The following is a 24622-nucleotide window of genomic DNA, read 5'->3' on the forward strand; positions in this document are numbered from 1 at the left end:
ACGGTTTTGTTTGTTGCCTGAGGGCGCTACGGCGTCCTAGGCCGACCGACTCACTCCCACTCAATCGTCGCCGGCGGCTTCCCAGACACGTCGTACACCACCCGGTTCAAACCGCGCACTTCATTGATGATCCGATTGGAAACCTTGCCCAGCAGGCTATACGGCAGCTCGGCCCAGTGCGCAGTCATGAAGTCGCTGGTCACCACCGCGCGCAGCGCGCAGACGTAGTCGTAGGTGCGGCCGTCGCCCATCACGCCGACCGACTTCACCGGCAGGAACACCGCGAAGGCCTGCGAGGTCTTGTCGTACCAGCTCTTGCCGTCGGCGTCGCGGGTGTTGCGTAGCTCTTCGATGAAGATCGCGTCGGCACGCTGCAGCAGCTCGGCGTACTCGCGCTTGACCTCGCCGAGGATGCGTACGCCCAGACCCGGGCCGGGGAAGGGATGGCGGTAGACCATCTCGTGCGGCAGACCCAGCGCCACGCCGAGCTGGCGCACCTCGTCCTTGAACAGTTCGCGCAAGGGTTCGAGCAGCTTGAGGTTCAGCGTCTCAGGCAGGCCGCCGACGTTGTGGTGGCTCTTGATCGTGTGGGCCTTCTTGGTCTTGGAGCCGGCCGACTCGATCACGTCCGGGTAGATGGTGCCCTGCGCCAGCCACTTGGCGCGCGGCAGTTTCTTGGCCTCGCGCTGGAACACTTCGACGAACTCGCGGCCGATGATCTTGCGCTTCTGCTCGGGGTCGGTGACGCCCTCGAGATGGCCCATGAACTCGGCGCTGGCGTCGACCGCGATCACCTTGACGCCGAGGTTGCGGGCGAACATGTCCATCACCATCGCGCCCTCGTTGAGGCGCAGGAGGCCATGGTCGACGAACACGCAGGTCAGCTGGTCGCCGATCGCGCGGTGGATCAGCGCGGCCGCCACGCTCGAATCGACGCCGCCGGACAGGCCGAGGATCACTTCCTCGTCGCCGACCTGCTCGCGGATCTTCTTGACCGCTTCGTCGATGTAGTTGGGCATGGTCCAGCTGGGCTGGGCGCCGGCGATGTGCAGCACGAAACGGTGCAGCAGCTCGGTGCCCTTCTTGGTATGGGTGACTTCGGGGTGGAACTGCACGGCGTAGAAGCCGCGGTCCTCGTCGGCCATGGCGGCCAGCGGGCAGGACGGCGTCTCGGCGATCAGCTTGAAGCCCGGCGGCAGCGCGGTGACCTTGTCGCCGTGGCTCATCCAGACGTCGAGGAAGCCCTCGCCGGCGTCGCCGATGCGGTCCTGCAGGCCTTCGAGCAGCTTGGAGTGGTTGCGCGCGCGGATCTCGGCGTAGCCGAACTCCCGCACCGTGCCGGCCTCGACCTTGCCGCCGAGCACCTGGGCCATCCATTGCATGCCGTAGCAGATGCCGAGTACCGGCACGCCGAGCGACAGGAGGCCGGCGTCGGCCTGGTAGTCGCTCTCGTAGACCGAGTTCGGACCGCCCGACAGGATGATGGCCTTCGGCGCGAAGGCGCGGATCTCGTCCAGCGGCATGTCGTAGGGATGCAGTTCGCAGTAGACGTGCGCTTCGCGAACGCGGCGGGCGATCAGCTGGGCGACCTGGGAACCGAAGTCGAGGATGAGGACCTTGTCCATGGCGGCGGGCTTCCGTGCAAAAACCGGATTTTACCCGAAGCGACGGATTCGGCACGTTTCGTGCGGAGATCGGCGGTCCGATTGCAGTACGCACCGGCAACCCGATGGTTTGCCGAGAGCCAGGGAATCTGTAGGTCGGAATTCATTTCCGACGTCGCCCTCTTCCTACGCCGCGGTCGGAAATGAATTCCGACCGACCAGACATCGGCGCCGGGCGCTCAGCCGTGCACCGCGGCCGCCGCGTAGATCACCCGGTTGCGCCCGGTCGCCTTGGCCTCGCCGAGCGCGGTCTCGGCGTGCTGGCGCAGCAGCAGGTCGAGGTCGTGCTCGCCGTCGGGCAGCGTGGCGGCGCCGATGCTGACGGTGAACCAGCTCGGCCCGGCCGAGGTGTGCAGCACGAAGTCCTCGACCTTGCGGCGCAGCCGCTCGGCCACCGCGCGCAGGCCGGCCGCGTCGGTGCCCGGCAGCAGGACCGCGAACTCGCCATTGCGCAGGCGGGCGAAGGCGTCGAACTCGCGCAGCTCCTCGCGCACCAGCTTGGCGAAGGCGATCAGCGCGCGGTCGCCGGCGTTGTGGCCGAAGCGGTCGTTGAGCGACTGCAGGTAGTCGATGTCGGCCACCAGCAGGGAGGTCGGCGTCCAATGCCGGGCCAGCCGGCGCGACTCGGTACGCAGCGCGTTGGCGAAGCCGCGCCGGTTCAGGCAGCCGGTCAGCGTGTCGCGGCTGGTGGCGTGGATCAGGTCGGCGGTCACCCGCTCGTGCATCAGCAACAGGCAGCCGAGCGCCATCCAGACGCCGAAGAACAGCGCCATCACGAAATAGGCGAACTGCAAGGGCGAAGCGCCGGCCGGGTCGTCGAACGGCGCGAACCAGACCGCGACCAGCCGCAGCACGTTGAAGCCGCCCCAGCTCCAGGCCAGGCCGCGCATCAGCATGAAGCCGAGATGGCGCTGCGCCGGCCGGCGGTCGCGCAGGCCGGTCAGGGTCAGCGCGCAGAAGCCGACCTGCATCAGGCTGAACATCGCCACCCGGACCACCGGGTCGGGCAGGAACCAGATCTGCAGCGCGAAGGCCGCGGTCCAGGCCAGGCAGAGCCTGAGCACCAGCCGGGTGCGGCGCGGCCGCTCGGTGAAATCGTCGAAGCCCAGCAGCATGCCGGCGCAGCCGAGCAGGACCGAGCAGTGCGACAGCATGATCGAAGGCTGGTGGTCGCGCTGGTCCAGCATGGCGAACACGAACTGGCCGGCGGCGAAGCCGAGCAGGCCGACGGTCCACCACGACGGGCCGGCGAACAGGTCGCGCGCGCGCCGCCCGGTGACGTAGACCAGGATCGCCAGCTGCAGCAGCATCAGCGACTGGGCGAGGACCAGGGTTCGGAGATCGGGACTCAGCATGCGGACCGGGCCTCGCCGGGATCAGCGGCCATCGGCCGGTTCATCCCGCGGCGCCTTGCGCAGATCCGGCCCCGGCCGCGGCGGCTCGGGCACCGCCGGCAGCCGCGCCAGCAGCATCAGCAGGCCCAGCGTGATGGTGGCGATCGCGCCGGCCACGCTCAGGCCGATCAGCCGGTGCATCACCGCATAGACCAGGCCGCCGCTCAGCATCCACATCGGGCCGGCCACCACCGTGTTCTTGTTGAAGCCTTCGAGCACCAGCTGCGTCACGCCGACGCCGGCGAGCGCCAGCGCGATCAGGGTGCTGGTGGCAGGCGCCAGGTCGGTCGCCACCAGCAACCACAGCACGCCGACGACGATCAGGACGAGAGGAAAGGCGGTCTGTTTCATTCGGGCTCGCAGGAGGAGTTGGCCGGAGCGGGACCGGTCCCGGCCTGATGCACGTAACGCAGCAAGCGAGACGATCTGCTCGTCATTCTAGCTCGCGATACAAAAACGCGGCCGCGCGGCCGGTTGGTTATTTAGCTCAAGGAGAAGCGAGCGCTTGCACGCCGCATGAGCAGCGCTATCTGGGCACGCCGCGCGCTTGCTCCTCATTTCGCTGCGGTAATTGCGCACATCCGGCGGAGCGACACACAAACGAGCGTCAGCGAGGCTCCTTCGCGGCGGCGCGGGCGGGGGAGTCGGAATGAAACAGGGACTGCCGGATGGTCGAGTACTCGCTGCCTGCAAGCGCCCGGCTCTGCCGGGTGCCCGCACTGCAGGTCGAGGGCAATCCGACGCCGGCTCAACCCTATCGGCGGTTCGTCTTCATGGCCCGCTCGACCTCGCGCTTGGCATCGCGCTCGCGCGACGCGTCGCGCTTGTCGTGCAGTTTCTTGCCGCGCGCCAGGCCTACCGACAGCTTGATCCGGCCGCCCTTGTAATGCATGTCGAGCGGCGCCAGCGTATAGCCGGCGCGCTCGACCTTGCCGATCAGCTTGTTGATCTCGGACTGGTTGAGCAGCAGCTTGCGGAAGCGGGTCGGGTCCGGCAGCACGTGGGTCGAGGCCGAGGCCAGCGGCGTGATGTGGGCGCCGACCAGCCAGAACGCGCCCTTGTGCAGCTGTACGTAGCCTTCCTTGATGGCGACGCGGCCGACGCGGATGGACTTCACCTCCCAGCCTTCGAGCACGAGGCCGGCCTCGTATTTTTCCTCGATGAAGTAGTCGTGGAAGGCTTTGCGGTTATCGACGATGGACATGGTTTGGTAACTTGCAAGGACGCGCGGTAAAGTCCCGAGCCAGGCCCGGGGCCGTTCCTGGCTTCGGAATCCGCTTCAAGAATCGAACCGACAGTCTACCCGAATCGATCCACCATGCCCCACAAGCGCCTTTTCGTGATCTATGCCGGCGGCACCATCGGCATGCAGGCCGGCCCGGCCGGCTTCGCCCCGGCGCCCGGCTACCTGCCGGCCGAACTCGCCCGCATCGCCCGCGCCACGCCCGGCTTCCCGGACTACACGCTGAAGGAATACGCGCCGCTGATCGATTCGTCGAACCTGCAGCCGGCGCACTGGAACGCGATGGCGGCCGACATCGCGGCCCATTACCACGACCACGACGGCTTCGTGGTGATCCACGGCACCGACACGCTGGGCTACACCGCGTCGGCGCTGAGCTTCATGCTGGAGAACCTGGCCAAGCCGGTGATCGTGACCGGCTCGATGGTGCCCCTGGCCGAGCAGCCCAACGACGCCGAGCAGAACCTGGTCGACGCCTTCCGCTGGGCGGCGCAGGACGATCTGCACGAGGTCTGCGTGGCCTTCAACCGCCTGCTGCTGCGCGGCAACCGTGCGCGCAAGCTGTGGGGCGCCGAGATCGGCGCCTTCGGCTCGCCCAACTATCCGATCCTCGGCCGCGTGCAGGGCGACTACGAATTCAACCCGGCGCTGTGCCTGCCGCGGCCGGGCGGCGATTTCGAAGCGCACGCGATCGACCCGTCGCTGGCCATCGTCGGCCTCAAGCTCTACCCGGGCCACAGCGTGCGCATGATCGAACGGCTGCTGGACCAAGACCGGCCGGCCGCGCTGGTGCTCGAAAGCTACGGCGCCGGCAACGCGCCCGACGCCGACCAGCCGCTGCTCGATGCGCTCGGCCGCGCCAGCACGGCCGGCACGCTGATCGTCAACGTCACCCAGTGCGTGTCCGGCAAGGTCGACATGGACAATTACGCGGCCGGCTCGGCGCTGGCGCGTGCCGGCCTGGTGTCGGGCTGGGACATGACGCCCGAGGCCGCCATCGCCAAGCTCTACTTCGTGCTGTCGCAGCCGCGCCGGGTGCTCGGCCCGGAGGAACTGGTCAAGGTCTCGCTGCGCGGCGAGCTGAGTGCGGGCTGAGTGGAGTAAGATCAGCGCCTGCTTATGATCCCGACTGCCGCTCCCTACCAGCTCGACGCCCTGCTCGCCCTGCTCGAAATCGAGGGCGGCCAGCATCTGGCGCGCCACCAGGGGCTGTCGCTGCACAGCTTCTTCCAGCCGATCTACAGCTTCGCCCATCGCCGGGTGGTCGGCCACGAAGGGCTGATGCGGGCCTGGAACGCGGTCGGCAAGGCGCTGTCGCCGGCCACCGTGTTCGCCACCGCCCATACCGAGGCCGAGCTGGTCACGCTCGACCGGTTGTCGCGGCTGCTGCACGCGCGCAATTTCGTCGACCTGGCGCGCGCGGCCGGCGATCCGCCGCACTGGCTGTTCCTCAACGCCGAGCCGAATGCCTTCGCCCACGCCGGCCAGTACGGCCGCTTCTTCCCCGAGATGCTGGCGCGGCTCGGCCTGGCGCCGCAGCGCGTGGTGGTCGAGGTGCTCGAGACGGCCATCGACAACAACCGGGCCCTGGCGCGCGCGGTCGACTACTTCCGCGAGATCGGCTGCCTGATCGCGATCGACGATTTCGGCGCCGGCCATTCCAACGTCGACCGCGTCTGGCGGCTGCGGCCCGACATCGTCAAGCTCGACCGCAGCCTGATCAGCGATGCGACCGACACCGAGGAGGCCCGGCTGATCCTGCCCGGCCTGGTCAGCCTGCTGCACGAAGCCGGCGCGCTGGTGCTGGCCGAGGGCATCGAGACCGAGGCCGAGGCGATCATGGCGCTCGAAGCCGACTGCGACCTGGCGCAGGGCTATTACCTGGCCCGGCCGGCACCGGGACTGGTGTCCGAAGAACCGGTCAACCCGGTGTTCGAGCCGCTGTGGAACCACTTCAACAGCCAGATGCGGCGCGAGATCGAGCACAACCAGCAGCAACTGGCGCCCTACAGTCGCGCGTTGACCGACGGCGCCGCGAAATTGCGCACCGGCGAGAGCTTCGAAGCGGCCGTGCAGGCCTTCATGGACCTGCCCGAGGGCATCCGCTGCTTCCTGCTCGATGCCGACGGCCGCCAGGTCGGCGCCAACCTGTATGGCCCGTCCGGCCATTACGGCGGCGCCGAGGCCAATGGTGCGCGCTACTCGCCGCTGGACAACGCGGACGGCGCGATCTGGTCGCGCCGCCAGTACTTCCGCCAGGCGATGCGGCGTTTCGGCGAGCTGCAGGTGTCGCGGCCCTATCTGTCCATCGTCGGCGAACAGCAGTGCATCACGCTGTCGCTGGGCCTGCTGCTCGACGGCGCGCCGCACGTGCTGTGCGGCGACCTGAAGTGGCATCGCTGAGGGCGTCGCGGCGCGGCGGATTCGACGCGGCCCGGCGCCGGTGTTAGAATGCTTTCGTTCTCGCGCTGGCGGGAATGTTTTCCATGGCGGGTCTCCCCGCATTGCAAAGTCGTGAACCTGGTCAGGTCCGGAAGGAAGCAGCCACAGCGATGCATGCAAGTGCCGGGGGTCGGGCTCGCCACCCTCCCCTCTCGCTCCCTGTGGTAAGTACCTAGTCCGCGCCCCGCGGCTATCGGCACGTTCCCGCGGTAGAATTTACGCGGCCCTTACGTCACCCGCTGCAATGAAAACCTACGACCGCATCGTGCAGGAAAGCCTGTGGCTCTTTAACGAGCACGGCGAACGCACCATCACCACCAACCATATCGCCGCCCATCTCGGGATCAGCCCCGGCAATCTCTACTATCACTTCCGCAACAAGGAAGAGATCGTCTACCAGATTTTCCGGGGCTATCAGGAATACATGCGCGAGCACCTGCGCGTGCCCGAGCACCGCGTGCTGGAGCCGGAGGACCTCGGCCGCTACCTCGACGCGGCGTTCGCGGCGATGTGGCAGTACCGCTTTCTGTTCTACGACCTGCCGGGCCTGCTGGCCCGCAATCCTCAGCTACAGGCCGACTATCACGCCTGGGTCCGGCACGAGCTGAAGCCGCAACTGGCCCACGCCTTCGGCGAATTCGCCGCGATCGGCTTCCTGGCCGCCAAGCCCGAGGAAATCCTGCCGGTGGCGACCAATGCCTGGATGATCGTGAAGTTCTGGTTCGCCTTCCAGCAGACCATCCGCCCCGACGTGCCGCTGACCGAGGAAACCGGCAAGGCCGGTGCGCGCCAGGTGCTGTCGCTGATCAAGCCCTATGTGCAGCCGCAATACATGCCGGTGTTCGAGGGGATCGAGGCGCGCTACCGCAGCCAGTGAACGGATCGGTCGTGCATACGACCCGCGCAGCGGCCATATTCCTGAGTCATAATCTCCAGCCCCATATGATGACTTGAGACTCTCCATGCGCCTGCTGATCGCCCTGTTCCTGCCCTGGCTGCTGTTCTTCACCATCGGCCGCCCGATGGCCGGCATCTTCTGCCTGATCCTGCAGATCACCATCCTGGGCTGGGTTCCGGCCGCGATCTGGGCGGTCTACGCGCTGTCGCAGTACAAGACCGATCGCAAGATCGAGGCCGCGCTGGCCAAGCGCTGAGCCGGCACTTCAAAGCACAACGCCCCGCATATGCGGGGCGTTGTGCTTTGGGGAGCTTGCGGTCCAGCCATCAAGCCGGCCAAGCCACCTCGCGGCCGGTCAGCACCTGCGCCAGCCGGCTCGCATTGCGCGCGGTCAGGCCATAGACCGACAGCTGCGGATTCGCGCCGATCGAGGTCGGGAACACCGACCCGTCCATCACGTAGAGCCCGTCGAGCGCGTGGAACTTGCCGCCGCCGTCGACCACGCCGTCCTCGGGCCGAGCCGCCATGCCGGCGCCGCCCATCACGTGGGCCGACACGATCTTGGCGCGCAGCAGCTCCATCGGCAGCGCCAGGATGCCGGCCTTGGCCTCGGCCCAGCTCGAATAGCCGTCGGCCGCCACATCCTCGTGGATCGGCATCACCCGCGTCGCACCGGCGGCGAACTGCAATTCGGCCATGGTCAGGTAGGACTGCCGCAGCCCCTGCCAGACGTAGTCGCTGATCGGGTAGTCGAGCAGCGGCGTGCCGTCGCCCTTGAGCCCCACCGTGCCGCCCGGGCTCTGTTCGTGGAAGCCGTCGCGCAACAGCGCCAGCACCACCTGCAAGCGGTCGAAGCGCGCCATCACGCTGCGGTGTTTCTCGCCGAAACCGCTCATGGTGATGGCGGTCAGCACCGGGTGCAGCGGCGGCACTTCGAGCTTGTAGCCGATCGCGCCGTCGATCGGCTGGGTGTCGAGGAAGTGGTCGGAATAGATGCTCTGCGGCGCGCCGCTCCAGCCCTCGACCTTGAACGGCATCACCGCGCCCGAGATGTTCACCGGGTGCAGGAAGGTGCGCTTGCCGATCAGCCCGTGCGGATCGGGCAGCTTGGAGCGCAGCATCAGCGCCGGCGTATTGATCGCGCCGCCGGCCAGCAGCACGGTCTTGGCCCGCACCGTGACGCGGATGCCGTTCGGATAGAGCCCGGCGGTATCCATCGCCAGGCACTCGACCCCGACCGCGCGCTCGCCCTCTAGCAGCACGCGTTCGGCGCGCGCATGGGTCAGCAGCGTCGCGCCGCGGTTCAGCGCGGCCGGCACCGTGGTGACCAGCATCGACTGCTTGGCGTTGGCCGGGCAGCCCATGCCGCAATAGCCCAGGTTGAGGCAGCCGTTGACGTTGCGGCGGATCCTGGACCAGTGGATGCCGACCCGGTCGGCGCCGGTCATCAGCACCTTGTTGTTGACGTTGGGCTCGACCTGCCAGTCGATCACGTTGAGCCGCTTCTCGGCGCGGCCGAACCACGGCGCCATCGCGTCCACCGACATGTCGGCCAGGCCGTAGCGCTCGCGCCAGAACTGCAGCGTGGCCGGCGGGGTACGGAAGCTCGAAGTCCAGTTCACCGTGGTCGAGCCGCCGACCGTGCGGCCCTGCAGGATGGTGATGCCCTTGTCGCGCGTCTGGCGGCCGGCCGATTCCTGGTACAGCGTCGGGTAGGCCTCGGCCTCCTTCAGCTTGAAGTCCTTCGAGGCGTAGCGCAGCGCGCCCTCCTCGATCATCACCACCTTGAGGCCGGCCTGGCTCAGGATGTCGGCCGCCACGCCTCCGCCGGCGCCGGTGCCGACGATCGCCACGTCGGCTTCCACCGTCTGCGGCTGCATGAAGCTCGATGCGTCGCGCACATCCCATTTGCCCGAGGCGAGCCCCTCTGCGATCACGTCCCTAGGCATTCCAATAACCTTCCATGAATTTCGGCGGACCGTCGTAACCGATGCCGACCCAGCTTTGCGGATTGCCGTACCAGGCGGCGAACACGATCTGGTGCAGCGCCTGGTAGCCCGAGCGCAGCAGCGACAGCGAGGAGTAGCGCCAGCGGCTGAGGAAATGGGCGATCTCGTCGTCGCCGGCCTGATCCCACGGCGACATCACGCCGACCAGCCAGCGCCGGCTGAGCCGGCCGTTGAGGATGGACAGCAGCTCCTTGACCTCGTCCTGCACCGTGCCGGGCAGGCCGGAAATCGCGGTATCGCAGCCCTGCACCACCGCCTGCAGCGCGGCATCGAACTCGGCCTTGCCCTGCGGCAGCGCGCCCTTGAGCATCACCCGGCCGATCGCGGCCAGCGCGGTGCGGCTCTCGGCGTCGAGCACCTTGAAGCGCGCGACTTCAGGCACCGCGTATTGGCCGTCCGGCACGATCGGCCCGTAGGCCAGCCGGGCGACGCCGAGCAGCGCGGCGCCGGCCAGGCCGGTCTTGAGCAGTTGTCGACGGGTAAGCATGGTTCTCCTTGCGAGGATGCGGAGGAAGGATCGGCGCGCGCCGGCCGCCCACGCGGCCGGCCAGGATCAGCGCAGCATGAACTTGAGCAGCGTCGCCATGCGCTTGCCGTAGGGCGGCCGCATCAGCCACAGGCCGTTGATGCGGCTCTGGGCGAACACCGGTTTCATCTTGGAGAAGGTCTCGAAGCCCTCGCGGCCGTGGTAGTGGCCCATGCCCGAGGCGCCGACGCCGCCGAACGGCAGGTCGTCCTGGCCGACGTGCATCACCGTCTCGTTGAGGCCGACGCCGCCGGAGATGGTGTTGGCCAGCACCTGCTGGATGCGCTGGCGGTCGTAGTCGAAGTAGTACAGCGCCAGCGGCCGCGGCCGCGCGTTGACGTAGTCGATCGCCTGGTCGAGCCGGTCGTAGGCCAGCACCGGCAGGATCGGGCCGAAGATCTCGTCCTGCATCAGCTTCATGTCTTCGGTGACGTCGAGCACCAGCGTCGGCGCCAGCTTGCCGCTGGCCGCATCGGCCTCGGCCAGCGGCACGATGCGGGCCCCCTTCTCCTCGGCATCGCGCAGATAGCCCTGCAGGCGCTGCAGGTGGCGGCTGTTGATGACGGCGCTGTAGTCGGGATTGCGGCCCAGATCGGGATACCAGCTCTGCACCGCGGCGCGCGCGGCATCGACGAAGGCCTGCTCGCTGCCGCGCGGCAGGAACACGTAGTCGGGCGCCACGCAGGTCTGGCCGGCGTTCAGGCACTTGCCGTGCAGGATGCGCTCGGCGGCGGTGGCGATCGCGTAGTCGGGGCCGACCAGGGTCGGCGACTTGCCGCCGAGTTCGAGCGTGACCGGCGTCAGGTTGTCGGCCGCGGCGCGCATCACCTGCTTGCCGACCGCGGTCGAACCGGTGAACAGCAGGTGGTCCCAGGCCACGCCGGCGAAGGCCTGGGCGACGTCGACGCCGCCGTTGATCACGGCGATCTCGTCCTCGCCGAAGTACTGGGCCAGCAGGCGGCGGAAGGTCTCGCCGAAGTGCGGCGTGTATTCGGAGATCTTGACCACGGCACGGTTGCCGGCCGCCAGCGCGGCGGTCAGCGGGCCGACGGCGAGGAACAGCGGGTAGTTCCACGGCACGATGACGCCGACCACGCCGAGCGGCTGCGGCACCACGGTATTGCTGGCCGGCTTGAACCAGATCGAGACGCCGCGGCGCTGCGCGCGCATCCAGCGGCCCAGGTGGGCCAGCGCGTGGTCGACGCCGGCCAGCGAGGGGAAGATTTCCAGCGAGCGCGTCTCGTGGCTCGAGCGGTGGCCGAAGTCGGCCGAGATGGCGGTGGCGATCTCGTCGCCGTGCTGCAGCAACAGGTGGCGCAGCAGGCCCAGCCGCTTGCGCCGCGCCGCCGCGTCCGGGAAGGGATCGCCGGCATGGGCGTCGCGCTGGCGCTGGTAGACGTCGCGCAGCCGGAGCAGTTCGGCCTGGCTGTCGTGCGGTTCGAATCCGGGTTGCATGGCGCGACCTCCTGGAATGGGGGCTGGAATGGATGATTGCGGGCGATTCTAGAGCAAACGCTTGATCGGACCTCGTGCGGCGTGGGCAAGGGCGTGGCAAAAACCCACAGCTGCCCTTCCAGGCCGCGCCGGCGCTGGCGTCGGGCGTGTCGCACCCGCAACAGCCGGCCCGTCGATTATCCGCGTCGACGGCCGTTGCGCGATGGCATCCGGTCGGATCGGTTCGATTGGATGGAGGCGGCCGGCTGGCCCGATCGGTTCAATCGGACCGGCGCACGCGCACGATCCGGCCGAGCGGCCACGACAGCGCGAGACCGATCAGGCAGCCTGCGCCGTTGGCCAGCATGTCGAGCGGATCGAAGCTGCGGTAATCGGTCAGGCCCTGCAGGCATTCGATCAGGATGCCGTAGCCGATCGCGCCGAGCACCAGCGCCAGCCGATGGCGCGGCAAGGCCAGCAGCCAGGCCGAAGCCAGGCAGGCATAGCCGAGCAGGTGGGCCCACTTGTCGCTCTGCGGCACCTCGGGCAGCGGCGGGTTATGCATCAGCGAAGCGTAGGCGACGATCAGCGTGGCCAGCAGGGCGGCGGCCTGCGCGAGGCGGGGATGGAGCAGGATGGGCATGGTGGGTCGATCTGTGGGTTCGAAGGCATTCAGCGCTACAGGCCAAGCCAGGCACGGCGCCCGGGCATCATTCGTCGTCGAGCCCGGCGATCACGCGGCGGATGATCTCGAAGCCGAAACCGCGGCTCTGCAGGAAGCGCGCCTGCCTGGCGCGCTCCTGCGCATCCGCCGGCGGCCGGCCGAACTTCTTGCGCCATAGCGCCTGGGCGCGCTGCAGCTCGTCGCCGGCGTCCGGGTCACGCTGCTCGAGCGCCTCGGCGATCGTCGCCGCATCGATGCCGCGCTCGCGCAAGGCCTGCTCGAGCCGGTAGCGGCCGTAGCGGCCGAGGTGGGCGTCGACGTAGGCGACGGCGAAGCGGCGGTCGGACTGCCAGCCGCGCGCCTCGAAATCGTCGAGCAGCGCTTCGACCGTCTCGGCCGCGGCGTCGCCGCCGGACAACTTGCGGCGCAGCTCGGCACGCGAATGTTCGCGCTGGGACAAGAGGCGCAAGGCCTTGTTGCGTAGATCGGGCGGTGCTGCGCTCATCGTGAACGGAAACCTGGGTGGGTGATGGGACTCCGGCGGACGGGCGAGGGTTCATCGCCGGTCCGCACAACGGACAACGCCATCCCGGCAGGATGGCGTTGTCGTGGCTCGAATCCGGCCGCCGCGGCGCCGGCTCGGGCCGCCATGGCGGCCGGCCGGGCCGTCCGGACTTACGCGTCTTCGGGCATCGGCTCGTCGTCGAGCTCGTCGCTGCCCGGCAGCGGCGCGCTCACGCCGACCGCCTCGCGCACCTTGGCTTCGATCTCGCGGGCGATGGCCGGGTTGTCCTTCAGGTATTCGCGCACATTGTCCTTGCCCTGGCCGATCTTGCTGCCGCCATAGGCATACCAGGCGCCGGACTTCTCGATGATCTTGTGCAGCACGCCGAGCTCGATGATCTCGCCTTCGCGGCTGATGCCCTGGCCGTAGAGGATGTCGAAATTGGCTTCGCGGAACGGGGGCGAGACCTTGTTCTTGACGACCTTGACGCGGGTCTCGTTGCCGACCACTTCCTCGCCCTTCTTGATCGCGCCGGTGCGGCGGATGTCGAGGCGGACCGAGGCATAGAACTTGAGCGCGTTGCCGCCGGTGGTGGTCTCGGGGTTGCCGAACATCACGCCGATCTTCATGCGGATCTGGTTGATGAAGATCACCAGGGTGTTGGTGCGCTTGATGTTGCCGGTCAGCTTGCGCAGCGCCTGCGACATCAGGCGGGCCTGCAGGCCAGGCAGCTGGTCGCCCATCTCGCCTTCGATTTCGGCCTTAGGCACCAGCGCGGCGACCGAGTCGATCACGATGATGTCGACGCCGCCCGAGCGGACCAGCATGTCGGCGATCTCGAGCGCCTGTTCGCCGGTATCGGGCTGGGAGATCAGCATGTCGCTGACGTTGACGCCTAGCTTCTGGGCATAGACCGGATCGAGCGCGTTCTCGGCGTCGATGTAGGCGGCCACGCCGCCGAGCTTCTGCATCTCGGCCACGGCCTGCAGGCACAGCGTGGTCTTGCCCGACGATTCGGGGCCGTAGATCTCGACCACCCGGCCGCGCGGCAGGCCGCCGACGCCGAGCGCGAGGTCGAGGCCGAGCGAGCCGGTCGAGACCACCTGCAGGTCGTTCTGGATCTGGGCCTCGCCCATCTTCATGATCGAGCCCTTGCCGAACTGCTTCTCGATCTGTGCCAGCGCGGCGGCGAGCGCCTTGCTCTTGTTGTCGTCCATGTCGCTTTCCCTCGGAAAAATCCGGAGAACGAACGTTCTCCAAAAGAATGGGCGGACTATAGCACAAGCATTTCGGCTGTGAAGGGGGATGAAGGGGGATGAAGGGCTAAGTGAGGGGTAAGGGGTGAGGAGTGAGGGGTTGACCCCATCCCCGCCCCAGCCCTCCCCTTGAAGGGGAGGGAGCCCATGCAGTGACCTCATGACGATCGCAGGCCTTGGGTGCTTCGCTGCCTACTCCTCCCCTTCAATTAGAGGGAGGTTGGGAGGGGGTCAACCCCTCACGCCTAACGCCTCACACCTCACGTTCGAACGGCTAGCCGTTCGAGGCCCCGCTGCGCTCGGGCGGGCGCGGCAGCGTGAAGTAGAAGGTCGCGCCCTGGTTGAGCGCGCCCTTGGCCCAGACCCGGCCGTTGTGGCGGGTGACGATGCGCTGGACGATGGCGAGGCCGACGCCGTTGCCCTCGAACTCCTGCGGGCTGTGCAGCCGCTGGAACGCCCCGAACAGCTTGTCGGCGTAGGCCATGTCGAAGCCGGCGCCGTTGTCCGATACGAAGAAGGCGTTCTGGCCGTCGATATGGGTCGCGCCGAAGCGGATCTCGGCATGCGGCGCGCGGGCGGTGAATTTCCAGGCGTTGGCCAGCAGGTTCTGCAGCGCGGCGTGGATCAGCTTGGGATCGGCGTCGGTGACCAGGTTGGGCATGATGCTGACCGCCACCTCGCGCTCCGGATCGGCGCTCTGCAGCTCCTGCACGATCTCGGCCGCCACGTCGGACAGGTTGACCGGCTGGGTGTTGATGTCGCTGCGGGTGAGCTTGGACAGGTTGAGCAGGTCGTCGATCAGGCTCGACATGTTCTGGGTGGCCTTGCGGATGCGGCCCAGGTACTGGCGGCCGGCATCGTCGAGCTTGTCGGAATAGTCCTCCAGCAGCACCTGCGAGAAGCCGTCGACACTGCGCAAGGGCGCGCGCAGATCGTGCGAGACCGAGTAGGAGAAGGCCTCGAGCTCCTTGTTGGCGGCCGCCAGCGCCTTGGTGCGCTGCTCGACCAGTTCTTCCAGGTGGTTACGGTAGTGGTTGAGCTCGATCTCGGTCGCCTTGCGCGCCGAGACGTCGATCAGATAGCCCTGCAGGTGGCGCTCGCCGCTCTCGTCGGGGATGGCGGTGGCGACCAGCATCACCCACACCACGTTGCCGTCGGCGCCCAGCATGCGGCATTCGAACTCGATGGTCTGGTCCTTGCCCTGGGCCTCGGTGAACAGCTTGTAGGCCAGGTGGCGGTCGTCCTGGTGCAGGTAGCTGGTGAGGAAGCCCTCGCTGTACCAGATGTGCAGCGGGTAGCCGAGCAGCGTCTCGGCCTGCGGGCCGACGTAGGTGAAGCGCCATTCGGCCGGGTTGGCTTCCCACGGCACCACGTTGGTCGATTCGACCAGCCGGCGGTAGCGGTCCTCGCTGGCGCGCAGCGCCTGCTCGATCTGCTTGCGCTGCTGGATGTCGGCCTCGAGCTCCTGGTTCTTGTGCTCCAGCTCGCCGAACAGGCTGTGCAGCGACTGGCGGGTGATCTCGAGACTCTGGCCGAGCTTGCCGATCTCGTCCTGCCGCTTCCATTCGAACGGGATGGACAGCTCGCGCCGCGCCAGCCGGATCGATTCGGCCATCAGCCGCTGCAGCGGGTTGAGCACGCGGCTCTGCAGGATCACCAGGATCAAGGCCAGGCTGGCGATCAGCTGGATCGCGGCGGTCAGGAAATAGTAGCGCTGGTACTGGTGGATCGAGGCGAGCGCAGCGCCGTCGTCCATTTCGACGGTGACCTTGCCGATCACGTTGCCCTGCTTGGTGACGCTCTGCGACAGCGTCTTGAGCTTGCCCTGGCGGCGTTCGGGGCTGTTCTTCTCGAGGAAGGTGCCGAGCGTGGCGTCCTGCACGATCACGCGCACGATGCGCTCGTCGCTCATCACCGAATCGAGCAGCGGCTTACCGGTATCGGGCGACAGGTTCCACAGCGGTTCCTGCATGCCCAGCACCAGGATCTCGGTGATGCGGCTGTGATCCTCGTTCAGACGCTTGATCAGGGAATCCTGCTGCCGCTGCAGCGTCAGATAACTGATGAAGATGCCCGGCACCAGGAGGCCCGCCAGGATCGCGAGTACCACGGCGCGGCGCAGGGTAAGGGTCATGTGGAGGGTTCCCCGGCTTTTTATTGGATAATGGTTCTGAGTGGCGTCGAAGGCTGGCTAGACAGCTTACGGCCGAATGTATCCCGGCGGCGCATTCTTATTATTAAGCCTCGCTCAAATTCGATGCAAACGGGGCCTTGGCGGCGCAGTGCCGCCACCGACAAGGAGTAGCGGGTTTGAACGTCATCGTGCTCGGTGCCGGTATCACCGGCGTAAGTTCGGCCTGGTTCCTGCGCCAGGCGGGATTCGACGTGACGGTGGTCGACCGCCAGCCCGAGGCGGCGCTGGAGACCAGCTTCGCCAACGGCGGCCAGATCTCGGTCTCGCAATCGGAACCGTGGGCCAATCCCGGCGCACCGCTCAAGGTGCTCAAATGGCTGTGGCGGGAGGATTCCCCGCTGCTGTTCCGGCCACGGCTGGAACTGCGCCAGTGGCTGTGGGGCGCGCGCTTCCTGCGCGAATGCATGCCGTCCGCGCATCGCCGCAACATCGTCAGCATGGTCAACCTCGGCCTCTACAGCCGCGACACGCTGCGCGCGCTGCGCGCCGATACCGGCATCGAATACGACCAGCTGAGCCGCGGCATCCTGCAGCTCTATTTCGACCGCGCCAGCCTCGACGCGGCGGCCGAGGCGACCGAACTGATGCGCGAATTCGGCTGCGAGCGCTATGCGATCGACCCCGAGCGCGCCATCGCGATCGAGCCGGCGCTGGCCGGCCAGCGCGGCCGGCTGGTCGGCGCGGTCTATGCCGCCGACGACGAGTCGGGCGATGCGCGCAAGTTCACCCAGGCGCTGGCGGCGCGCGCCGCCGAGCAGGGCGTGGAATTCCGCTACAACACCTGCATCCGCGCGCTGGAGCACGAGGACGGCGCCATCACCGGCGTGAAGATCCGCGACTGCGAGGGCCGCGAGGCGGTGCTGCGGGCCGACCACTACCTGCTGTGCATGGGCAGCTACAGCCCGCTCCTGGCCGCGCCGCTCGGGCTCTACCTGCCGATCTATCCGACCAAGGGCTACTCGGCCACGCTGTCGACCGAGGGCTTCGAGGGCGCGCCGACGGTGAGCCTGACCGACGACGGCTACAAGATGGTCTACACCCGGCTGGGCGAGCGCATCCGCATCGCCGGCACGGCCGAGCTCGACGGCTACAGCACCGAGCTCAACGATGTGCGCTGCGAGGCGCTGACGCGGCGCTACTTCGAGCTGTTCCCCAACTCGGCCGACCCGAACTCGGTGCAGTACTGGACCGGGCTGCGCCCGTCGACGCCGTCCAACGTGCCGCTGATCGGCCGTACGCGCTACCGCAACCTGTTCCTCAACACCGGCCACGGCACGCTGGGCTGGACCGAGGGGCCGGGTTCGGGACGGGCGGTGGCGGAGATCATCGCGGGGCGGCAGCCGGAGCTGGCGTTCGATTTCTGCGAGGCGTGAGGCGTGAGGCGTGAGGCGTGAGGCGTGAGGCGTGAGGCGTGAGGCGTGAGGCGTGAGGCGTGAGGCGTGAGGCGTGAGGCGTGAGGCGTGAGGCGTGAGGCGTGAGGCGTGAGGCGTGAGGCGAGGCGTGAGGCGTGAGGCGTGAGGCGTTCTCAGTATGGAAGTTGGTTGCTCACCGAACGCAAGCGCTGATTCACGTCGTGCAATCAAACCGCAGGCTCGCCAGTCCGCGCTGCCGTCCCCTCTCCCACCGGGAGAGGGCTAGGGTGAGGGAGCGACCGTGGAGCGCTCACCGACCTGCAGTACGTCCTGAACCGGCGCTCCCTCACCCTGCCCTCTCCCGGAGGGAGAGGGTCGCTGCAGTTCGACATCGCACGGCGCATCTCTTCAGCACGCTGCACAGCTCGCCCTTCGCCCTTCGCCCTTCGCCCTTCGCCCTTCGCCCTTCACCCTTCACCCTTCACCCTTCACCCTTCACCCTTCACCCTTCACCCTTCACCCTTCACCCTTCACCCTTCACCCTTCACCCTTCACCCTTCACCCTTCACCCTTCACCCTTCACCCTTCACCCTTCACCCTTCACCCTTCACCCTTCACCCTTCACCCTTCACCCTTCACCCTTCACCCTTCACCCTTCACCCTTCACCCTTCACCCTTCACCCTTCACCCTCACCCCGCAGTGACATCCCGCCCCGATCCCGCTAGACTGCGCGCCGTCCTTGGGGAGTAGCCGTTCCGCCGCCCCGGCGGAAGCCCGCGTCAACATGCTTGATCGTTTCCGATCATGGCGCAGGCAGCAGGATCGCCCGATCCCGCCTGGCAAGACCACGGACGCACCCGACCGGCAAGGGGCCGCGGCGGGCTGCGTCCATGGTTCGTCGCCGGCCCCGGAAAAAATCCCGTCATGGAAGCCTTCCTCGTTTCGACCGGCGTGGTCGCCCTCGCCGAAATCGGCGACAAGACCCAGTTGCTCGCGCTGCTGCTCGCCGCCAAATTCCGCAAACCCGTCCCCATCGTGCTCGGCATCCTGGCCGCCACCCTGGTCAACCACGCGCTGGCCGGCGCGGTCGGCAGCTGGCTGATGGCGCAGCTGGGGCCGGCGGCGATGCGCTGGATCCTCGGCATCTCCTTCATCGCCATGGCCGGCTGGATGCTGATCCCGGACAAGCTCGACGACGCCGACGCCAGGGTGGCCGAGCGCTTCGGCGTGTTCGGGGCGACGCTGATCGCCTTCTTCCTGGCCGAGATGGGCGACAAGACCCAGTTCGCCACCGTGGCGCTGGCGGCGCGTTTCGACCAATACACCTGGGTGATCGTCGGCACCACGCTGGGCATGATGCTGGCCAATGCCCCGGTGGTCTGGATCGGCGACCGGGCGGCGCAGGCATTGCCGGTGAGGCTGGTGCACGGGATTGCGGCGGCGCTGTTCGCGGTGTTGGGCGTGCTGGCGTTGCTGGGCGTCGGGATGTGAGGGGTGAGGTGGGAGGGGTTAGGCGTGAGGTGTAACCCCATCCCCACCCCGCCCCTCCCCTTGAAGGGGAGGGAGCAGCGCAGTGACCACGTCACGATCGCAGGCGATGGAGCCATCGCCGCACGGCCCCTCCCCCTTCAAGGGGGAGGCTGGGAGGGGGATGGGGTCAACACCTCACCCCTCACGCCTTACCCCTCACACGGCCGGCGCGGCTAGCGCCGCCCGTACGTATCCTCGAACCGCACGATATCGTCCTCGCCGAGGTAGGCGCCCGACTGCACCTCGATCAGCTCGAGCATCAGCTTGCCCGGGTTCTCCAGCCGGTGGGTGGCGCCGAGCGGGATGTAGGTCGACTGGTTCTCGGTCAGGAGGCTCACGCTGTCGCCGCAGGTGACGCGCGCGGTGCCGCGCACCACGATCCAGTGCTCGGCGCGGTGATGGTGCATCTGCAGCGACAGCGAGGCGCCGGGCTTGACCTCGATGCGCTTGACCTGGAAGCGCGCGCCCTGGTCGATGCCCTCGTAGCTGCCCCACGGCCGGTAGACCCGGCGATGGAACGCGCATTCGCTGCGGCCGGCGGTCTGCAGCCGCTCGACGATCTTCTTCACCGCCTGCGCCTGGGTCTTGTGGGTCACCAGCACCGCGTCGGCGGTCTCGACGATCACCAGGTCGGCCACCCCGACCGCCGCCACCATGCGGTGGCTGGCATGCACCAGGCAGTCGCGGCTCTCTTCCAGCACCACGTCGCCCTGCAGCGCGTTGCCCTCCTCGTCCGACTCCAGCACCTCGGCCAGCGCCGGCCAGGAGCCGATGTCGCTCCAGCCGATGTCGGCCTCGACCACCGCGCCCAGCTGGGTGCGCTCCATCACCGCGTAGTCGATCGAATCGCTCGGGCAGGCCTCGAAGGCGTCGCGGTCCAGCCGCATGAAGTCCAGATCGTCGTCGGCGCCGGCCAGCGCGGCCTCGGCCTGGGCCACGATGGCCGGGGCGAAGCGGCGCAGCTCGGCCAGGAAGACGTCGGCGCGGAACAGGAACATGCCGCTGTTCCAGTAATGGCCGCCGAGCTCGAGCAGCGCCTGGGCGCGCGCCGCGTCGGGCTTCTCGATGAAGCGCTCGATGCCGTAGTGCGGGCCGCGCGGATCCTTCACGCCACGCTGGATATAGCCGTAACCGGTGTGCGGCGAGGCCGGCACGATGCCGAAGGTGACCAGCCGGCCGGCCTGGGCCACCGGCAGCGCCTGCGCCACGCAGTCGCGAAAGGCGGCCACGTCCTGCACCACATGGTCGCTGGCCAGCACCAGCAGCACCGCGTCGGGGTCGGCCGCCTGCGCCAGCAGCGCGCCGATCGCGATCGCCGGCGCGGTGTTGCGCGCCGCCGGCTCCAGCACGATGCGGGCCGGCCGCACGCCGGCGGCGCGGCACTGCTCGGCCACCAGGAAGCGGTGATCGTCGTTGGTGACGATGATCGGCGCGGCGGCCTGCGGCGGGATGCGCGCCAACGTCTGCTGCAGCAGCGACTGTTCGCCGGCCAGGGCGAGGAACTGCTTGGGATAGGCGCTGCGCGACAGCGGCCACAGGCGGGAGCCGCTTCCACCGCACAGGATCAGGGGCGTCAGGGACATGGTGTTTTCACTCCGGCTGGTTATCTGCTTCGGCACTTATGCACAGCAATATGCCGACTCTTTAACGGTCAAAAAATTCACTACAACTCATTGATAAATTTAAATTTACATTCATATTGCATTGCAGCAATTTCACTTTACACCAAACCTACAATCATGCAAACATCATGGAAACGGAGGCCACCGCCCAAGCGGCGGCCCGCCCTGGAGGGGCGCCCTGCATCCATTGCCGCCGGAGGATTTCCATGACCCGCATCGCAACCAACTTCATCGCCACGGCCCTGGCCGGCCTCGCCTCGCTGGCCGCGCCGGCCGCCGTGGTCGACGCCGACCTGCCGGCCGCGCCGCGCACCGACGGCTACGGCGCCTTCGTCGAACAGCGGCTGTTCGCCCTGCCGCGCAGCAGCGGCCATGCGCTGCTGCAGGACGCCACGGTGCGCACCGCCGCGCCGGCCGCGGCCGAGGGCTTCCTGCAGCTCGGCCGCTTCGCCGACAGCGGCCCGGCAGGACGCTTCATGCGCATCGGCGCCGGCCAGGCGGACGGCACGCTGGCGGTCGCAGGCCGCCTCGACGCCGGCCTGCGCACGCTGCCGGGCCGGGTGCTGGCGCCCTCGCACTCGTTCACCGGCTTCGCCGTGCTCGGCATCGGACTCACGCTGCTGCTGCTGCGCCGCCGGCGCGGTTGAATCGGCCGGGCACGGATCTTGACCTAGCCGCGAGAGCGGCCTTTGTAGGAGCGGCTTCAGCCGCGAATGGCCGTAGTGGATGCGGCCGCCATTCGCGGCTGAAGCCGCTCCTACAAAAGCGACATCCCAAGCGCGCGGCGAACCACGGCCATTCGCGGCTGAAGCCGCTCCTACGCGGCGATCAGGCGCCGCCGGGCCGCAATGGCCCGGATCGGCGTCCGCGGCGCCGGAACGCCCAACCCATCCCTCTGCCCAGCCCTGGTCAGAACAGCGCTTGATAAGCACGCGCGATGCCCTCCCACGACAGCTGGCGCGCATGGCGCATGCCGGCCTCGGCGACGGCGCGCCAGGCGTCCGGCTCGGCCAGCACCGCCTCCAGCCGGCGCGCCAGCCGGTCGATGGTCGGCTCGGCCAGGCAGATGCCCTCGAACAGCGCCGGGTCGTCCTGCGACGGCGTCGACAGCACCAGCGCGCCGTTGCCCATCGCCGCCAGCGCCGAGCCGCGGCGCTGGCTGATGCCGTCCGGAAACGGCAGCAGCGCCACCCGCGTGCGCGACAGCAGCCCGGCCACCTCGTCGGGCGAGCGGTTCGGCACCATTTCGCCGCCGAGCGCGGCCAGTTGCGCCGCCACCGTGTCGGCATAGGCCTCGAAGCCGTCGACCACCTGGCCGATCAGCCGGATGCGGGTGCCGCCCGGCAGCTGCGCGGCGGCCAGCACGGCGAGGAATTCCTCGATGCCCTTGCCCGGCCGGATCAGGCCGAAATAGGCGATGTCGGTCTCGGCCGGCCGCGGGTCGTGCATCGGGATGTTGCTGCCGATCGGGATCACCGCCGCCTTGCGCCGCAGCCAGGGTGCGACGCGCAGCGCGGCGTCGCGCTCGAATTCGGAGGTGAACACCACCCGGTCGGCGAAGGCGAAGAACAGCTGGGCGATCAGCTTGCCGGCGCGGCCCTTGCGCGTGTACTCGTGCAGCGTGACCACCTTGCGCGCCTTCAGCGGCAGCGCGCACAACAGGTAGGGCACCGCGCTGCCGCCGTAGCCGGCGGTCGGGTGCTGGATGTTCAGCACCGCGGCCGAGCCGCGCAGCGCGCGGTAGTGGCCCGGCAGGCTGGCCAGCCGCCAGTCCTTGCGGCAATACACCTCGGCGCGCCAGCCGGCGGCGTCGAAGCCCTGCCGCAGCGCATGGCTGTAGTCGCCGACGCCGCAGACGTCGGGCGGATAGGCGCCGGTCACCAGCCGCAGCGTGCTCATGCCCTGCCCTCCGCCGCCACCGCTTGCGGTTCGCAGCCACCGGCGCGGCGCTCGGCCAGCTTGCGGCCGCGGGCGATCATCGGCTCCTCGACCGTCCGGTTGAGCACGGCCGCCAGCGCCAGGTTCAGCGCCAGCGAGCCGGCCGCCAGCGCCAGCGCATAGACCGGGTGCGAATCGATGCGCAGCGGCACCAGCAGCAGCCAGGCGACCAGGTAGATGCCGACCATGTGGCAGCAATAGAAGCTGTAGGACACCCGGCCCAGCCACAGCGCGGCGCGGTTCTCCAGCAGCGCGCGCAGCGGCGCGGCGAAGCGCAGCGCGGGCTCGCTGGCGGCCAGCAGCACCGGCAGCCACAGCGCGAAGGCGGCGGCCTCGGCGCCGGTCGGCAGCAGCGCCAGCCATTGCAGCAGCAGCGCGGCCACCATCCGCCGCAGCGGCAGCCGGCCCTGCCGGTAGGCGGCGTGCAGCCGGTAGCCGAAGTAGCCGACCGCGAAGAAGCACAGCTGGCCGAGCAGGAAGGACGGCTGGGTGAGCACCCGGTTGAGCAGCGCCAGCGCCAGCACGACGGCGAACTGGTGCGGCAGGCTCAGCGCGTGGCGGCGCGCGGCGCGCACCAGCAGCGGCGCCAGCAGGTAGAACTGCCATTCGAGCGTCAGGCTCCAGGCCTGGCCCATGAAGGCGTAGGAGGTCGACGGCAGCAGCGCGTCGGGCACCAGGCCGTGCAGCAGGCCGGCGTGCAGCAGCAGGTGGGGCCAGAACCAGGCCTGCGTGTCGGCGAAGATCCGCAGCCGGTCGGCCGCCCGCGGCGACGGCCAGGGCAGCGCCTGCAGGGCCTGCACCGACAGGTCGAGCGCCAGCACCGAGGCGGCCAGGCAGGCCAGGTAGACCGGGAACAGCCGGAAGCCGCGCCGCAGCATGAAGGCCGGCCACGGGTCGGGCCGCTCGCGCGACAGCAGCATGCCGATCACGAAGCCGCTGAGCAGGATGAACACCGTGACGGCGAAGCTGCCGTTGGCCAGCAGCCAGCCGGCGCCCGCCTGCTTGTCGAGCGCCAGCGCCGCCATGGTGCTGACGTGGGTGACGAACACCCACAGCGCCATATAGCCGCGCAGGCCTTCGAGGGAGCGGATCTTGTCGGTCATCGCCCTGGCCTCACAGTACCGGCAGCGACGGCGCTTCGCGCAGCGCGGCGATCAGGCGGGTGCAGTCGAACGGCGGCGGCTCCTCCACCTCGCAGGCCAGCGCATCGGCCAGGCTGTAGCGCGGGTCGACCGCGCGGCCGGTGCCGAGGTAGTAGTCGGCGAACTTGACGAAGCCCTCGCTGCCGCTCTCGCGCAGCCAGACCGCCGGGATGCCGTAGGCCTCGGCCACGATCAGGCCGTGCAGCGAGGTCGACACGATGCGCTCGCAGGCGGCGATCTCGCTGACCACCGTCTGCCAGTCCTGCCGCACGTCGATCACCGGGAAGCCGCAGTCGCGGTAGCGCTCGAGGTCCTTGTAGTGCGGCACCAGGCCGACGCGGTGGCGGGTCTCGCGCGGCGGCGAGAAGAACCACGGCAGGATCAGCGCCGGATCGCCGAACAGCGGCGGGCAGTCGATGCCGTTGGCCAGCAGCACGTCGCGGGTGAACGGGCCGCGCACCGCCAGCACGCGCAGCTCGGGTACCCGCATGCGCGGCTTGAGGAAGGCCAGCTTGCCCGGCTTGGCGTAGTAGGCGTCGTAGAAATGCGGGTGCACGCCGGTGCCCCACACCACGTCGCCGTCCAGCCCCTTGTCGAGCACCGAGCCGACCGCCAGCAGCTTGCCGCGGCGGTCGGCGGCGGCGCGCACCACCGGCCGGCCGGTGACCCAGGCCACCACGGCGGCCGACAGCTGGTCGCCGAAATTGCTGACGTCGTTCCAGTAGTACAGCGGGAGTGCGGATTCTGAGACGGACATTTTTTACTTACTCCTGGAAACCAGTCATCGAGGTGAATACCCCTGCCTTGC

22 protein-coding genes, 1 other RNA gene and 1 riboswitch are annotated in these 24622 nt (G+C 68.6%); of the genes, 8 read left to right on the plus strand and 15 right to left on the minus strand.

From position 1 onward, the window contains the following. Window positions 1-50 precede the first annotated feature (50 nt). From guaA to smpB, 4 genes are all read right to left on the minus strand, one after another. Entirely contained in the window at window positions 51-1625 is a 1575-nt protein-coding gene (gene guaA, locus H9L41_RS14020; protein WP_028446792.1) for a glutamine-hydrolyzing GMP synthase, read from the minus strand. A gap of 218 nt (window positions 1626-1843) precedes the next feature. Further along, window positions 1844-3019 (minus strand): GGDEF domain-containing protein, encoded by a 1176-nt coding sequence (locus H9L41_RS14025; protein ID WP_028446791.1) that lies wholly within the window; start codon window positions 3017-3019, stop codon window positions 1844-1846. Window positions 3020-3040: 21 nt separating this feature from the next. Continuing rightward, window positions 3041-3409: a hypothetical protein gene (locus H9L41_RS14030; RefSeq protein WP_051319138.1), complete on the minus strand. Its 369-nt coding sequence runs from the start codon at window positions 3407-3409 to the stop codon at window positions 3041-3043. Window positions 3410-3812: 403 nt separating this feature from the next. Continuing rightward, window positions 3813-4262: an SsrA-binding protein SmpB gene (gene smpB / locus H9L41_RS14035; protein ID WP_028446790.1), complete on the minus strand. Its 450-nt coding sequence runs from the start codon at window positions 4260-4262 to the stop codon at window positions 3813-3815. Between the two features lie 114 nt (window positions 4263-4376). Here smpB and H9L41_RS14040 point away from each other — a divergent pair, with 114 nt between their 5' ends. The 5 genes from H9L41_RS14040 to H9L41_RS14060 all read left to right on the plus strand — a co-directional run bounded on the left by H9L41_RS14040 (window position 4377) and on the right by H9L41_RS14060 (window position 7897). Further along, on the plus strand, window positions 4377-5396 hold the full coding sequence (locus H9L41_RS14040) for an asparaginase domain-containing protein (RefSeq protein ID WP_028446789.1): 1020 nt from the start codon (window positions 4377-4379) through the stop codon (window positions 5394-5396). A gap of 24 nt (window positions 5397-5420) precedes the next feature. After that, window positions 5421-6704 (plus strand): sensor domain-containing phosphodiesterase, encoded by a 1284-nt coding sequence (locus H9L41_RS14045; protein WP_034607376.1) that lies wholly within the window; start codon window positions 5421-5423, stop codon window positions 6702-6704. A gap of 85 nt (window positions 6705-6789) precedes the next feature. Beyond that, an RNA gene (ffs, locus tag H9L41_RS14050) (signal recognition particle sRNA small type) lies at window positions 6790-6887 on the plus strand. A 100-nt stretch (window positions 6888-6987) separates the two neighbouring features. After that, window positions 6988-7620 carry a TetR/AcrR family transcriptional regulator gene (locus H9L41_RS14055; RefSeq protein WP_028446787.1) on the plus strand — a complete coding sequence of 211 codons (633 nt, stop codon included), beginning with the start codon at window positions 6988-6990 and terminating at the stop codon, window positions 7618-7620. An 85-nt stretch (window positions 7621-7705) separates the two neighbouring features. Continuing rightward, a complete protein-coding gene (locus tag H9L41_RS14060) occupies window positions 7706-7897 on the plus strand; it encodes a YqaE/Pmp3 family membrane protein (RefSeq protein ID WP_028446786.1) in 192 nt (63 codons plus the stop codon). 70 nt (window positions 7898-7967) lie between these two features. Here H9L41_RS14060 and H9L41_RS14065 read toward each other — a convergent pair whose 3' ends face one another. From H9L41_RS14065 to H9L41_RS14095, 7 genes are all read right to left on the minus strand, one after another. Continuing rightward, window positions 7968-9578, minus strand: coding sequence for a GMC family oxidoreductase (locus H9L41_RS14065; RefSeq protein WP_308417326.1), 1611 nt, complete (start codon window positions 9576-9578; stop codon window positions 7968-7970). Window positions 9579-9582: 4 nt separating this feature from the next. Then, entirely contained in the window at window positions 9583-10137 is a 555-nt protein-coding gene (locus H9L41_RS14070) for a hypothetical protein (RefSeq protein ID WP_051319137.1), read from the minus strand. A 66-nt stretch (window positions 10138-10203) separates the two neighbouring features. After that, window positions 10204-11631 carry a coniferyl aldehyde dehydrogenase gene (locus H9L41_RS14075; protein WP_051319136.1) on the minus strand — a complete coding sequence of 476 codons (1428 nt, stop codon included), beginning with the start codon at window positions 11629-11631 and terminating at the stop codon, window positions 10204-10206. A 259-nt stretch (window positions 11632-11890) separates the two neighbouring features. Next, window positions 11891-12253, minus strand: coding sequence for a VanZ family protein (locus tag H9L41_RS14080; protein ID WP_051319135.1), 363 nt, complete (start codon window positions 12251-12253; stop codon window positions 11891-11893). A 67-nt stretch (window positions 12254-12320) separates the two neighbouring features. Beyond that, window positions 12321-12779 (minus strand): recombination regulator RecX, encoded by a 459-nt coding sequence (recX, locus tag H9L41_RS14085; RefSeq protein ID WP_028446782.1) that lies wholly within the window; start codon window positions 12777-12779, stop codon window positions 12321-12323. A 170-nt stretch (window positions 12780-12949) separates the two neighbouring features. Continuing rightward, on the minus strand, window positions 12950-13996 hold the full coding sequence (gene recA, locus H9L41_RS14090) for a recombinase RecA (RefSeq protein ID WP_028446781.1): 1047 nt from the start codon (window positions 13994-13996) through the stop codon (window positions 12950-12952). Window positions 13997-14309: 313 nt separating this feature from the next. Further along, window positions 14310-16169 (minus strand): ATP-binding protein, encoded by a 1860-nt coding sequence (locus H9L41_RS14095; protein ID WP_051319134.1) that lies wholly within the window; start codon window positions 16167-16169, stop codon window positions 14310-14312. Window positions 16170-16345: 176 nt separating this feature from the next. On the opposite strand from H9L41_RS14095, the gene H9L41_RS14100 reads away from it, so the two are divergent. Beyond that, complete coding sequence (locus H9L41_RS14100) at window positions 16346-17602, plus strand: D-amino acid dehydrogenase (protein WP_028446780.1); 1257 nt, start codon at window positions 16346-16348, stop codon at window positions 17600-17602. 709 nt (window positions 17603-18311) lie between these two features. Continuing rightward, window positions 18312-18420, plus strand: a riboswitch (yybP-ykoY riboswitch). 86 nt (window positions 18421-18506) lie between these two features. Then, window positions 18507-19073, plus strand: a complete 567-nt coding sequence (locus H9L41_RS14105) for a TMEM165/GDT1 family protein (RefSeq protein WP_028448035.1) — start codon at window positions 18507-18509, stop codon at window positions 19071-19073. A 212-nt stretch (window positions 19074-19285) separates the two neighbouring features. On the opposite strand, the gene H9L41_RS14110 is transcribed toward H9L41_RS14105, so the two are convergent. Next, entirely contained in the window at window positions 19286-20695 is a 1410-nt protein-coding gene (locus H9L41_RS14110) for a mannose-1-phosphate guanylyltransferase/mannose-6-phosphate isomerase (protein WP_028448036.1), read from the minus strand. A 245-nt stretch (window positions 20696-20940) separates the two neighbouring features. Here H9L41_RS14110 and H9L41_RS14115 point away from each other — a divergent pair, with 245 nt between their 5' ends. Beyond that, on the plus strand, window positions 20941-21381 hold the full coding sequence (locus H9L41_RS14115; protein ID WP_028448037.1) for a hypothetical protein: 441 nt from the start codon (window positions 20941-20943) through the stop codon (window positions 21379-21381). A 262-nt stretch (window positions 21382-21643) separates the two neighbouring features. Here the strand turns inward: H9L41_RS14115 and H9L41_RS14120 are convergent, their stop codons facing one another. The 3 genes from H9L41_RS14120 to H9L41_RS14130 are packed head-to-tail and all read right to left on the minus strand — an operon-like array spanning window position 21644 to window position 24571. After that, window positions 21644-22633: a glycosyltransferase family protein gene (locus tag H9L41_RS14120; RefSeq protein WP_028446176.1), complete on the minus strand. Its 990-nt coding sequence runs from the start codon at window positions 22631-22633 to the stop codon at window positions 21644-21646. Continuing rightward, window positions 22630-23775 (minus strand): acyltransferase family protein, encoded by a 1146-nt coding sequence (locus H9L41_RS14125; protein ID WP_028446177.1) that lies wholly within the window; start codon window positions 23773-23775, stop codon window positions 22630-22632. The genes H9L41_RS14120 and H9L41_RS14125 overlap by 4 nt, the downstream gene beginning before the upstream one ends. A gap of 10 nt (window positions 23776-23785) precedes the next feature. Then, a complete protein-coding gene (locus H9L41_RS14130) occupies window positions 23786-24571 on the minus strand; it encodes a polysaccharide pyruvyl transferase family protein (RefSeq protein ID WP_028446178.1) in 786 nt (261 codons plus the stop codon). Between the last annotated feature and the right edge of the window lie 51 nt (window positions 24572-24622).

Source organism: Chitinimonas koreensis (genome assembly GCF_014353015.1).
Lineage (GTDB): Bacteria > Pseudomonadota > Gammaproteobacteria > Burkholderiales > Chitinimonadaceae > Chitinimonas > Chitinimonas koreensis.